The 11,794-nt window shown below is 54.4% G+C and carries 10 protein-coding genes, 1 tRNA gene and 2 pseudogenes; 10 read left to right on the top strand and 3 right to left on the bottom strand.

Annotation, left to right across the window (positions count from 1 at the left end; genetic code table 11):
* Window positions 1–20 precede the first annotated feature (20 nt).
* Window positions 21–317 carry an acylphosphatase gene (yccX, locus tag HMPREF0201_RS06320; RefSeq protein WP_016535680.1) on the top strand — a complete coding sequence of 99 codons (297 nt, stop codon included), beginning with the start codon at window positions 21–23 and terminating at the stop codon, window positions 315–317.
* Here yccX and tusE read toward each other — a convergent pair.
* Together tusE and yccA are read right to left on the bottom strand one after the other, a co-directional pair.
* Window positions 314–643, bottom strand: coding sequence for a sulfurtransferase TusE (gene tusE / locus HMPREF0201_RS06325; protein WP_039898054.1), 330 nt, complete (start codon window positions 641–643; stop codon window positions 314–316). The genes yccX and tusE overlap by 4 nt on opposite strands.
* A gap of 129 nt (window positions 644–772) precedes the next feature.
* Window positions 773–1,432: an FtsH protease modulator YccA gene (gene yccA, locus HMPREF0201_RS06330; RefSeq protein ID WP_016535682.1), complete on the bottom strand. Its 660-nt coding sequence runs from the start codon at window positions 1,430–1,432 to the stop codon at window positions 773–775.
* A gap of 227 nt (window positions 1,433–1,659) precedes the next feature.
* Here yccA and HMPREF0201_RS06335 point away from each other — a divergent pair, with 227 nt between their 5' ends.
* Together HMPREF0201_RS06335 and HMPREF0201_RS06340 are read left to right on the top strand one after the other, a co-directional pair.
* Window positions 1,660–3,285 (top strand): ABC transporter substrate-binding protein, encoded by a 1,626-nt coding sequence (locus tag HMPREF0201_RS06335; protein ID WP_016535685.1) that lies wholly within the window; start codon window positions 1,660–1,662, stop codon window positions 3,283–3,285.
* Window positions 3,286–3,443: 158 nt separating this feature from the next.
* Window positions 3,444–3,531 (top strand) — tRNA-Ser (locus tag HMPREF0201_RS06340).
* A 98-nt stretch (window positions 3,532–3,629) separates the two neighbouring features.
* On the opposite strand, the pseudogene HMPREF0201_RS06345 reads toward HMPREF0201_RS06340, so the two are convergent.
* Window positions 3,630–3,785: pseudogene (locus HMPREF0201_RS06345) on the bottom strand (tyrosine-type recombinase/integrase); the annotation flags it as partial.
* A gap of 621 nt (window positions 3,786–4,406) precedes the next feature.
* Between HMPREF0201_RS06345 and HMPREF0201_RS23305 the strand changes: the two are divergent.
* The 7 genes and pseudogenes from HMPREF0201_RS23305 to HMPREF0201_RS06375 all read left to right on the top strand — a co-directional run.
* Window positions 4,407–4,586, top strand: coding sequence for a type VI secretion system contractile sheath large subunit (locus tag HMPREF0201_RS23305; protein ID WP_016535689.1), 180 nt, complete (start codon window positions 4,407–4,409; stop codon window positions 4,584–4,586).
* Window positions 4,587–4,604: 18 nt separating this feature from the next.
* Window positions 4,605–5,954, top strand: a complete 1,350-nt coding sequence (tssK, locus tag HMPREF0201_RS06355) for a type VI secretion system baseplate subunit TssK (protein WP_016535690.1) — start codon at window positions 4,605–4,607, stop codon at window positions 5,952–5,954.
* Window positions 5,951–6,679, top strand: coding sequence for a type VI secretion system protein TssL, short form (gene tssL / locus HMPREF0201_RS06360; protein WP_016535691.1), 729 nt, complete (start codon window positions 5,951–5,953; stop codon window positions 6,677–6,679). The genes tssK and tssL overlap by 4 nt, the downstream gene beginning before the upstream one ends.
* Window positions 6,679–8,322: an OmpA family protein gene (locus HMPREF0201_RS06365; protein ID WP_016535692.1), complete on the top strand. Its 1,644-nt coding sequence runs from the start codon at window positions 6,679–6,681 to the stop codon at window positions 8,320–8,322. Before tssL ends, HMPREF0201_RS06365 begins: the two co-directional genes overlap by 1 nt.
* Before the next feature lie 156 nt (window positions 8,323–8,478).
* Window positions 8,479–8,577, top strand: a pseudogene (locus HMPREF0201_RS23000) (Clp protease N-terminal domain-containing protein); the annotation flags it as partial.
* A gap of 120 nt (window positions 8,578–8,697) precedes the next feature.
* Window positions 8,698–9,516, top strand: coding sequence for a lysozyme inhibitor LprI family protein (locus HMPREF0201_RS06370; RefSeq protein WP_016535694.1), 819 nt, complete (start codon window positions 8,698–8,700; stop codon window positions 9,514–9,516).
* Window positions 9,517–9,551: 35 nt separating this feature from the next.
* The coding region (locus HMPREF0201_RS06375; protein ID WP_016535695.1) for a type VI secretion system Vgr family protein at window positions 9,552–11,794 on the top strand (2,243 nt) is incomplete at its 3' end.

An 11,794-nucleotide genomic window follows, 5' to 3' on the forward strand; every position in this document is an offset into this window, starting at 1 on the left:
AGGCTTACGTGCGGGAGTAAATGATGGCAAACGACTCACAAAAGCAGTGCATAAAGTGCTGGGTTCACGGAATGGTTCAGGGCGTTGGGTTTCGCTACAGCACGCAGCGGGAAGGCGAGAAACTTGGCTTAACCGGCTACGCCTGCAACCTTGACGACGGTAGCGTCGAGGTGGTGGCCTGCGGTGAGGCGAAGCAGGTCGAAAAGCTGCTGGCCTGGCTGAAAGCGGGCGGGCCACGCAGCGCCAGGGTTGATAAAGTCCTCGTTGAGCCTCACCAACCCGAGCGTGAATGGGTTAACTTCGGCATCCGCTTCTAGATGCACTTCACCGGTTTAGGTAATCCCGCGATTTTGGTGGCCTGCTTCGCCGGGCCCTTCGGGAACAGGCGATAGAGATAACGGCTGTTGCCTTTCTCTTCGCCAAATTTATTTGCCATCGCTTTCACCAACATGCGGATAGCCGGGGAGGTATTAAACTCCAGGTAAAATTCGCGCACAAAGCGCACCACTTCCCAGTGCTCCACCGCGAGGGTTATGCCTTCCCCGGCGGCAATGATTTCCGCCAGCGGTTCGCTCCACTCTTGGCTATTTTTCAGATAGCCGTCGGCATCTGTCTCTATTTCTCTACCTTCGAAGGTCAACATAATTATTCGCTGTATCATTCAAACCGGCGGCAGTGTAGCAAAAATTCTCCGCCAGCTTAAGAACCTGGGGAACGGGCAAAAAAAAAGAGAATGCACCAGGCATTCTCTTTTTGGGGATGACTGCATCAGTTAGTCACGGCTGGCAAAACCAAGAATGCTCAGCAGGCTAACGAAGATGTTGTAAAGAGATACGTACAGGCTCACCGTGGCGCGAATATAGTTGGTTTCGCCGCCGCGGATGATGTTGCTGGTCTCAAACAGGATTGCGCCGGAAGAGATCAGGATAAACACCGCACTGATTGCCAGATGCAGGGCAGGGAGCTGCAGGAAGATGTTTGCCACCATCCCGATAAGCACCACGACCACGCCCGCCATCAGCATGCCGCCGAGGAAGGACATGTCTTTGCGGGTGGTCAGCACATACGCTGAACAGCTGAAGAACACCAGCGCGGTGCCGCCCAGCGCCATACCGATGACGTCGCCCATTCCGGCAGACAGGTAGGCGTTAAGCATCGGCCCCAGGATATAGCCCAGGAAGCCGGTAAAGGCGAACGCAGACAGAATGCCCACCGGTTTGTCAGCGGTTTTATAGGTCAGGAACATCAGGCCGTACATGCCGACCAGGGTCAGAATCAGCCCCGGAGAAGGCAGCATCAGCACGGTGCTGGCGGTTGCGGTCAACGCCGAGAAAGCCAGCGTCAAACTCAACAGGAAATAGGTATTACGAAGCACTTTGTGGGTGCTGAGCAGTGACGAACGGTCACGCGAGGAGGTAATAATGCGATCCATTCTTAAACTCTCTCTTATACAGGTGTTTTATGGTGATGAGCATAATGCCCGCCTTTATTACACAAAAGCCTTTTTACCCATCTTTACCTCGTGCAGTTTATCACATTGTATAAAATTACTTCCATAACTACCGCTTATAGGTGGCTGAAAAATATTGCTTTATTGAAAAAAGACGACTAAGAGTGTTAGCCGTACCGTCGTTAAATAACATCAATAAGGCGTAGGTCATGAAAACAAACAACAACACATTCACAAAATCATTGCTTGCTCTGGGTTTACTCAGCGCTTTTTCAGGCGCATGGGCGGCAGACGTTCCGCCGGGAACCGAGCTTGCAGCTAAACAGGAGCTGGTACGTAATAACGGCAGCGAACCGGCGTCGCTTGACCCGCATAAGGTCGAGAGTGACGTTGAGGGTAATATCATTGGCGATTTCTTTGACGGGCTGATCCGTGTCAAAAATGACGGGACTATCGAGCCTCACCTGGCCGATAAGTGGGAGAATCAGGATAACAAAGTCTGGACTTTCCACCTGCGCCCCGGCATCAAGTGGTCTAACGGCGAGCCGATTACCGCTCAGGACGTGGTCTGGAGCTGGAAACGCCTGGTTGATCCTAAAACGGGTTCGCCTTATGCAACCTATCCCGGCACGATGCAAATTGAAAACGCCAATGATATTGCCGAAGGCAAGAAACCGGTTGATAGCCTGGGCGTGAAGGCGCTGGATTCCAGCACCGTGCAGGTTACGCTGAACCAGCCGACGTCGGCCTTCCTGCTGATGTTGGGCCACACCTCGATGGTGCCGGTAAGCGAAGCCGCGGTAGAAAAATTTGGGGATAAATGGACCCAGCCCGCCAACTTCGTGAGCAGCGGCCCTTATAAGCTGTCGCAGTGGGTGGTAAACGAGAAAGTTGTCGGCGAGCGTAATAAGCAGTACTGGGACGACGCGCATACGGTTATCAATCAGGTAACTTATTTGCCTGTTACCTCCGGTACGGCGGATGTTAACCGCTATAAAGCGGGCGAGATCGACATTACTTATACCGTTCCGGAAACTCTCTTTGCCTCGCTTAAAAAATCCATGCCGGACCAGGTCCGCGTCACACCTTATCTGTCTACTTATTACTACGAATTCAATACCACGAAAGCGCCGTTCAACGATCCGCGCGTTCGCCTGGCGCTGAATATGGCGCTGGATAAAGACATCATAGCCGGGAAAGTATTAGGGCAGGGGCAAAAACCCGCGTGGCTGGTTAGCCAGCCTAAAATTGGCGGTGTTGAGCTTAAACCTGCGGATTACGGCAGCTGGAGCCATGACAAACGCGTAGCGGAAGCGAAAAAACTGCTGGAAGAGGCGGGCTTTAACGAGAAACATCCGCTGCAATTCAACTTGCTTTACAACACCTCTGAATCTCACCAGCGCATCGCCATTGCCGCCAGTTCGATGTGGAAGAAAAACGTTGGCGTTGAGGCTAAGCTGCAAAATCAGGAATGGAAAACCATGCTGGATACCAAACGTACCGGCAACTACGACCTGGTGCGCTACGGATGGATTGCCGACTACGATGACGCCGCTACCTACCTGAACAACTTCCGCACCGGCGACAGCCAGAACAGCTCTAAATACAGCAACCCTGCTTATGACGAGATTATTGCCAAAGCTTCGCAGGCCACCACCCTGGAAGAGCGCGCAAAATACTATCAGCAGGCAGAAGACATCCTGGCTAAAGACGTCCCGACTATCCCTATCTACCATTATGTGAAGGTTCAACTGGTGAAACCTTACGTCGGCGGCTATGCGCCAAGCACGTTGGGTAAATATCTGACCCAGGATCTCTACATTAAAAAGCACTGATGCTGGCTCTGCCCCCCGCCCGGGGGCAGTTAGAGCGGCTCGAAAGTAATCATATTGCTGATGTTTCAGTCAAATAACACAAATGTGATGAAATTTCAGGCGATTGAACAAAAACGTGCTTTACATGAAGTATGGCTATGTTTATAGTTCGCCTCGTTGGAAGTGTGGCCGAGCGGTTGAAGGCACCGGTCTTGAAAACCGGCGACCCGAAAGGGTTCCAGAGTTCGAATCTCTGCGCTTCCGCCAACATTTACAAGGGGTTGCCGAAAGGCAGCCCCTTTTTGTTTTGGGCTATTGGTATAGTGTTGGTATATTCACCTGGTATATTCCTGCCTCCAGCCACCTCATTTCTCTTCTGTTTTGGTCAACATCGGTGCCGCCAGTGTGGGTGAAATTTTCACTTTGCGCTCATACGTCGTCACCTGACTTTCCGTTTTGTGTCCCCTGAATAACTGCTTATCTTTGCTGCTTCCCTCAAAATCAGAAATCGCTTTGCCTTGATTTGCTTCTTCTCTACCTTGCTGGATGAATATCCCGCTGTCGGAAAGGTTCACATAGCACTTTATTTTGACGAAAATAAATTAGCCCCGTTTAAGTAGATAATAAAAAGTTATGCAAGCCTGGAAATGTCGTCAGTTTTTCACATGCCCAGTCACGTCCTGCTTCTTATTTTTGATAAAAATAAAAAATCAGACATTTCACGTGATTGATGGGGTTTTGCACAATTTTAATCACTAAGTTGCATTGATCGTTTTGTGTACACCCTTGCCCCGCAAGGCTTGAGCGATTTTTTATAGAAAATTCTTATAAATCAGAAAGATGATCGAGTTTTGTTAAAAGCCTGAAGCGTAAAACATTGTTACATTTTTTTGTTTCCAATCAGACCGTGGACGTTTCTACACTCCCGCTATTGAGTCTTATCCGAAATTTTTTCATTTCGTATAAATACACAAAAATAAAGTGTCGATATGCTGGTGAATGGAATGCGCCTGCTTTTAATTCCGGGGTTTTATTCTCGTCGGATGATGTGAATCGGAAAGTTGTTCTGGCAAGGTAAATTTTTCTTATTAATTTCTCACTGGTATTCACCGTTTCTATAATTCCATAGAACAGGGACAGCCATGTCTAACTCTTCCTATCAGACCGAAATTCCCAGGGCGCGTATTAATCTAAAACTCGATCTGCATGCGGGTAGCCCGGGCTTCTTTCGCGTGAATCTGTATGCGATCCCGCACTTCCAGGTGGAAGGTATGGACGTCAACCTGCCATTGGTTTCTCTGAGGCCAAAAACCAAATCTTAAAGCGAGGGGAAATCAGGGATGAAAATTTATCGTCCGCTATGGAATGAAGGGGCGCTTCTGGCCCCTCAACAGTTTCAGCAGCAGTCTGAATGGGATGCACTTTCCCGGGCCGGTGTTGCCACTCGTGGCAGTGCCTTCCCCTGGGGCGTCGGTCTTGTAGAACTGGATGAGGCGATGCTGGCTTCCGGGCGGGTCCAGGCACAGTCCCTGCTGCTGTGGCTTCCGGATGACACGCTGGTTGACACCCGCAACAGTGACCTGCCGCCAGAGCCCCGTGAAGTGGATATTCCGGCCTCCGCGGGGAATGGGCCGGTCACGGTGTATCTCGCGCTGCCGGTCATGCAGGCTGGGATCGCCAACGTACAGACCGACACACAATCGGCAGAGCGTCCGCTGCGCTATGTCGAGGCCTGGGAGACTATCACCGACCGGTTTGGCCAGGGTGAAGAGTCAATGGCGGTGGCCCGTTTTAATCTGGCCTTCCGCTTTGACTATGAGGACAACAGCGCCTGGGAAACTTGTGCGGTTGCCCGCCTCCTGCGGGACGGACAGGGGGGGTGGTGTCAGGATCCTAATTTTATCCCGCCGATGGCCCTGTTCTCGGCAAGCCGCGGACTGCGTGAGCGTCTTGCGCTGCTGAATCGCCAGCTGCGCTCCCGTCGCCAGCGTCTGATGTCCATGCGCCGTGAAAGTAATGACCGGATGGCGGATTTTGCCGTCGCTGACGTGTCGCTGTTCTGGCTGCTGAATGCCCTGAACTCCCATGCACGGGTTCTCTCCGAGTTTGAACGTTTTCCGAACCGGCACCCTGAACAGGTCTGGGCAGAGCTGGCGCGTCTGGCCGGCAGTATGCTGACCTTCTCGCTGGAACACGATCTGGAAGCCATTCCGGGGTATGACCACCGGGCACCGGAGAAGACCTTCCCGCCGCTGTTTGATCTCATCAGTGAGCTGCTGGAAGCAAGCCTGCCGTCACGCGTGGTGGCAGTCAGAATGGATCGTCTGGATCCGGAGACCTGGAAAGCGGTACTGCATGATATTCGTCTGCGCGATGAAGCGGATTTCTACCTCTCCGTGCGGGCTAATCAGCCCGCGTGGCAGATTGCCGAAAGATTCGCAGAGATGTGTATTGCCGGTGCCCCGGCGAATGTCGGCGAAGTGTCCGGCGTGGCCGTCGAAGGGATTAGTCTCATTGCCCTGAGCCGTGTCCCGGCTGCACTGCCGGTGCGTCTGGAAAACCAGTATTTCGTGCTGGATATGGAAAGCCCGGCGGCCCGCGAAATGCTGGATCAGGGTGTGTGCGTATTCTACGTTCCATCCCTGCTTGGCGAACTGGAGCTTGAACTGTTTGCGGTGCTGCGCTCATGAATAAGGTTATCGATATTGATGCCCTCATGGCGCAGACCTGGCTTACCGTAGCGCAGCTCCGCCATGGCGGGCAGGTGACTGACGGCCCTGCGCTGTATGCGGCCTGCAAAGCGCAGGTAGAAAGCGTACGCGAGGCGCTGGAGCGCGCGGGGCTGGGGGCTGAAAGTATTGATCACATCACCTATGCCCAGTGCGCCCTGCTGGACGAAACCGTCATGAACCGTAAGCCGGAGGCGCAGCAAGCCGAAAATGCGCAAGCGGCTGTATCCGGGGACAGTGCACTCGATGCGCTGAATATGGCCCTTGATGCCGGGCAACGCGCCTGGCGTTCTGCGCCACTGCAGGCGGTCTACTTCGGATCTCTGAGAGCGGGCGGGGCTTTATACGATCGTATCGCGGAGGTGCTGCGTCAGCCCGCGCCGGAGCCTGTGGTGCTGACCTGCTATCAGCGGGTGCTGGCGCTGGGTTTTCAGGGGCAGTACAGCCTCTCCGGTGTCGGACAGTCACAGCGTGATGAGGTGATCGCCGCGCTGAATAAGCGTGTGCCGCCGCTGGAAACGGGCGCCTCACTGGTCGTGCAGAAAACCGGGCGCCGTCGTTATAACCTGCTGCGGTCCGTCTGGTTCTGGATTGTGCTGGCGGTGATCCTGACCGGCGCGGTGTGGCTGGGTGGTCATCTGTGGTTACAGGATCTGCTGCATCAGCAACTGCCGGAGCACCTCTGATGTGTGGACGAATACTTGCCCGGGCTGCCCTGCCGGTATGGCTTTGTCTTGCCGCTGTGCTGTGGCTGGTCTGGGGATTTCTTGCATGGCCTGCCGCCGGCAAATCGGTCCTGACGCTGGTCGTTCTGCTTGTTTCCACTGTCCTTATCCGTCGCCATTACCGTCAAAAACGGCCTGTACTGCGGGTCGATGAAGCTGCTCACTTCCCACCTGAAAGCCATACCGGGCCGGTGGTGCTGGTCTGTGGGGATGTGGATGATGCCATGTTTGCGGCCGGTGCGAGTCGGGGCACGGCACAGGGCTGGTATCTCCGGATAGCGGAGCTGACCGGGCTCATGCCTTTTGCAGAGCGTCTGCTGGCGCGCACACCGACGATGGCCGGGCAACTAGCCGTGATGTACCGCTGTCTGCCGGGCCAGCATGAGGATGAGGCGTTGTTGCGCGCCTCACTGAAAGCGCTGCGTCTGCAGATGAAGCAGTTGCGGGAACTGACCGGCTACAGTGTGCCGGTGATCCTGAAAGCCGAATTCAGAGGACCGGAAACGCCCTGGATAGTGGTGAGGGGCAATACGGTGCTGGTGTGTCCGGAGGAGGAACCAGCTATCACCCTCGGCGAATGGCAGCAGTCCCCGCAGACGACCTTTATTCAGCCTTACCTGACCCAGGCGACATTGCTGCTTCACTCCGTGATGCTGGATGAACTGGGCAAAGCGGACAGGCTGTGCCCACCCGTGCGGCCGTTTGCTGTCACCCTGCGTCTCGGGTCGGTATCCACGTCGGCCGCCGCGTTGTGGCCACAGTTATTGTTCCGTCAGACCCGGGTTGCCCCTGCCGGTCGTGTCACGCTCTATGAACCGCGCTGGCATTTTGCCGATGCGGTGCTTCCTCTACTGGCCCCCTATACCACCCCGTTGCAGGGTGGGAAAACCGGGCGTCGGGTGGTGATGGTTCTGCTGTTATGCGCCCTTGGTGCCATTGCCTTGTCCGTCCGACATAGCGAGTCGCTTATCCGCAGGGTCAGCGCCGACCTTCAGCGCTGGCAGGCTATTCCGATGAACCACTATGCCCCGAAAGCGAAAGCCCTGCACGCCCTGCAGCAGGATGCGTTGTTGCTGGAGCGCTGGCAGCGTCAGGGAGAACCATATCGCTACGGATTCGGACTGTATCCGGGCAACCGCCTGTGGCTGGCTGTGCAGCAGGCCATAGATACCTGGGTGCCGCCTCCGCCGCCGCCAGCGTTGAAACCGAAGCCGGGGCCGAAAATTGTCCGTCTCGACAGCATGTCACTATTCGATTCCGGCAAATCCGTGCTGAAAACAGGCTCCACCAAAATGCTGGTCAATTCGCTGGTCGGCATCAGGGCGAAGCCGGGCTGGCTGATTGTTGTCAGCGGGCACACTGACAACACCGGTAACCCGGAGCTCAATCAGATGCTGTCCCTGAAACGTGCTGAAGCGGTGCGTGACTGGATGCGTGATACCGGTGATGTGCCGGAAAGCTGTTTTGCGGTGCAGGGCTATGGTGCAAGCCGTCCGATCGCAACCAATGACACACCTGGAGGGCGTGCGCTCAACCGTCGTGTCGAAATCAGCCTTGTACCGGAGGCCAACGCCTGCCAGATACCGGGCCACAGCCCGGCGTAAGATGCTGGCGGGTAGACCCCTCTGCCCGCCATTTTTCTTTGCACAGCGCCTGTAGGGCGAACTTTGTGCAAAGCAATCTCACAATTTATGGCATTTACCCTATGGGCATCGGTTGACGGCTATGGGCGGTAGCGTGCCTGAACAAGAGAGAAGGAAATGGAACATCATTCAGCAGTCCTGTTACGACGGCTCAATCCATACTTCGCCCGTGCGATGGAAGGGGCTGCTTCCCTGTGTCAGACCCGCGCCCAGGCGCTCGGCTGGAATGATGAAGAAGGGATTGGGCTGGAATTTGCATCAGCATAATACTTGTGCCTCATGAAATTATTGGGATAACGGAATGTTTCCGTATCTAATTTAAAGAAGGAAAAAATAATGAAGTTGATAAAGTTTATCCCGGCATTTATTGCTCTTACTTGTACGGTAAATGCGCATGCCGGTTTTTTCAGTTCCTCTGATGATTTCAAATGTGGTCGGGAAGATGCACTTAAATCCCTTTCTGATTATTTTCGTAGTGATGTTTCAGGGCTGCTTCAAAGTGATTACATTACAAAAAACAAATATAGCTATGATAAGCCCGTTGCAGACTACCAGAATAAAATTAATAGCCTGGTGGTTAGCGTGAGCAATGTCTCAACGTCTGGTAATGGCAGCTATGGACTGAATTGTAGTGCGACTATTTCAGTGAAAGTACCGCAGGAAACGCTGGATGTGGTAAGTAGTGACCCAAACTATTTGCATTCCATTACAGGGGGGTATGGCAAACTCAATAATGGAAGCGTGGTCTGGAGCGATGTCAGTTACAGCGCTAAACTTGCAGACAACGGTAAAGATGTCATTTTTAGTCATTTTAACCGAACTGATTTGTCTGGTGCTCTGTTCAATATTAGTGTGTTGTCCGTTAATAAAAGCCAGATTATTAATGCTCTGGCCATGGGTAATCTGAGTTCTGCTAATGCTGAATATAAATATGCCGACCATAACCTTAATTCAGTATGGCGAGAGCTCCCGGACTCTTCGCGAAATGCGCTGAAAAAAGAACAGCTGGTGTGGGTAAATGAAAAAGTTGCTAAATGCGGCAAGTTGCCGGATGCAGAATCGAACAAGGTAGATATTAAACATCGCATCGAAATTTATCAGTGCCAGACGAAAATGACCAATGACCGAATTGCTTTTCTTAGTGGCGATAAGTAATTGACTGCCCGGGCATTCTGAAAAGGAGATAAAGGATGAGCAGTGATATTATCAGTCTGGCACAGAAGAAAATCGATGAAGCTCTGGGGCTGTCCCGCTATCGCGTGGATGTGCATGAGTGTCCGCATTTTCTGGATGTTCTGCGTTTTCGTGCCAGTGAAACCCTGAGCCAGCCCTGGCGTTATGACGTTACCGTTACCTGTGCGGCGAACATTGCCGGCAGTGAGCTGATGCTGAAGCCTGCCTCCTTTACTCTTCAGACGCCCCTTTATAACGGCACACCGGCAGTGCCGGTGCGCACGGTCTATGGTGTGGTGGATGATTTCCGGCGCATCTCTGTGTCGGGGGATGAAATCACCTACGCCCTGCGGCTCGTGCCGCGTATTGCCCTGATGCAGCACACCGAGCGCTGTGCGGTGTATCTGAAGCAGTCGGTGCCGGAAGTCGTGGAGCAAATCCTGCGTTCCCACGGAATGGAAGGGGCAGATTTCGAATTCCGTCTGTCGCAGACCTACCCGATCCGCGAGCTTATCACTCAGTGGCGTGAGACGGACCTGGCGTTTGTCCAGCGTCTGCTGGCCGAGGTAGGCATCTTTTGGCGCTTTGAAATGGACGGCAACATCAAACAGGATGTGGTGATTTTTCAGGACAGCCAGATGCAGTATCAGTATGGCGTGAAGCTACCCATTATCCAGCCGTCACGCACCAGTGATAACGGTCAGGAGAGTGTCTGGGATATTCGTCCGACAGACCGCGTGGTGACCGGCGGCGTGGCCACACGGGACTATAACTACCGCGACGCGCTGACCCCACAGGATAGCTCCGTAACCGTCCGCCAGGAAGGTGGGGCGACCACCGGTGAGGTGTATCACTACGCCGAACCGTTCCTGAGCGAAGGGGATACGGAAACCCCGGAAGGCGGAGCCTGGTTTGCTCGCCTGCGTCATGAACGCTACCTCAACACCCAGCAGACCGTCACGGGACGTGCGAGCAGCCCGGTTCTGACCCCGGGAGAAGTCCTGGAGCCACAGGGCAATCGTCTGCCTGATTCGCTGGAGGATGGGATTGTTATCACCGGGGTTCACATCTCAGGTGCTCGTGACAAAGGCTTTCAGCTGCGCTTTACGGGTATTCCATACAGCGAAACAGTCTGCTTCCGTCCGGCGCTGCTGAACCGCCCGGTGATGGCTGGCTCCCTGCCTGCCCGGGTGGAAAGCGATGAGAAGCATGACACCTATGCTTACCTCGATAATCAGGGGCGCTACCGCGTCCGCCTCGATTTTGACCGCAACAGCACCGAACAGGGTTACGCCTACCTTTGGCTGCGCATGGCGAAACCGTATGCGGGGGATACCTACGGCTTCCACTCCCCGCTGCTTGATGGTACCGAAGTCTCGGTGATGTTCGACGGCGGTGATCCTGATCGTCCTTACATTGCCCACGCTCAGCACGATTCCGAACACCCGGACCACGTCACGCGTGACAATCACACGCGCAATATCTGGCGCACTGCCGGGGATAACAAATTCCGTCTGGAAGACAAGCGGCAGGAAGAGCATTTCAAGCTCGCGACGCCGTTTGGCAAGACTCAGCTCAACGGCGGCCACATCGTGGACAGTGAGCGTGAGCCACGCGGTACCGGGTTTGAACTGCGTACCGACGAGTTCGGCGCGCTGCGTGCCGGGCGCGGGATGTTCCTGACGGCAGATGCACAACCAGCGGCGCAGGGAAAAGTGCTGGACATGGCGCCCGCCATTGAGCGCCTGAAGCAGTCAGCTGCAGAAATGAAGCGCCTTAATCTTCTCGCACAGCAGGCTCAGGCACTCACCTGCGACCTGGAAAGCCAGAACAGCCTGCTGGAAAACCGCCTGAAAGATTTCCAGTCAGCGGCACTGTTGGGGAGTGCGCCGCAGGGCGTGGCGTTCACTTCGGGTGAACACCTTCAGATGACGAGCAAGCAGAACACCATCCTGAGTGCGGGTCTGCATCTGGATATGGGCGCGATGAAGAACATCACGCTTGCCGCCAGTGAGTCTGTCGGGCTGTTTGCCCATCAGTCCGGGGCGAAGCTGATTGCCAGTCAGGGGGATGTTGAGGTTCGCGCAGAGGCGAGCTCAATGGAGATGACATCAGAGCTGCTGTTTACCATCAGCAGCAACAAGGATGAGCTCCTTATCAGCGCCCCTAAACTGCGACTCAACGGCGGCGGCTCCAGTATCACACTGGACAACGGCGGCATTCTGGAAGAAACCCTGGGCGATTACCTGGTGAAATCCCC

The organism is Cedecea davisae DSM 4568, assembly GCF_000412335.2.
Classification (GTDB): domain Bacteria; phylum Pseudomonadota; class Gammaproteobacteria; order Enterobacterales; family Enterobacteriaceae; genus Cedecea; species Cedecea davisae.

Excerpts from the sequence above, each read along its gene's own strand:
- HMPREF0201_RS06370 (WP_016535694.1), top strand. The coding sequence starts at position 8,698 with ATGAAGTTGATAAAGTTTATCCCGGCATTTATTGCTCTTACTTGTACG.
- tusE (WP_039898054.1), bottom strand. The coding sequence starts at position 643 with ATGTTGACCTTCGAAGGTAGAGAAATAGAGACAGATGCCGACGGCTAT.
- HMPREF0201_RS23305 (WP_016535689.1), top strand. The coding sequence starts at position 4,407 with ATGTCTAACTCTTCCTATCAGACCGAAATTCCCAGGGCGCGTATTAAT.
- HMPREF0201_RS06335 (WP_016535685.1), top strand. The coding sequence starts at position 1,660 with ATGAAAACAAACAACAACACATTCACAAAATCATTGCTTGCTCTGGGT.
- yccX (WP_016535680.1), top strand. The coding sequence starts at position 21 with ATGATGGCAAACGACTCACAAAAGCAGTGCATAAAGTGCTGGGTTCAC.
- HMPREF0201_RS06365 (WP_016535692.1), top strand. The coding sequence starts at position 6,679 with ATGTGTGGACGAATACTTGCCCGGGCTGCCCTGCCGGTATGGCTTTGT.
- yccA (WP_016535682.1), bottom strand. The coding sequence starts at position 1,432 with ATGGATCGCATTATTACCTCCTCGCGTGACCGTTCGTCACTGCTCAGC.
- tssK (WP_016535690.1), top strand. The coding sequence starts at position 4,605 with ATGAAAATTTATCGTCCGCTATGGAATGAAGGGGCGCTTCTGGCCCCT.
- tssL (WP_016535691.1), top strand. The coding sequence starts at position 5,951 with ATGAATAAGGTTATCGATATTGATGCCCTCATGGCGCAGACCTGGCTT.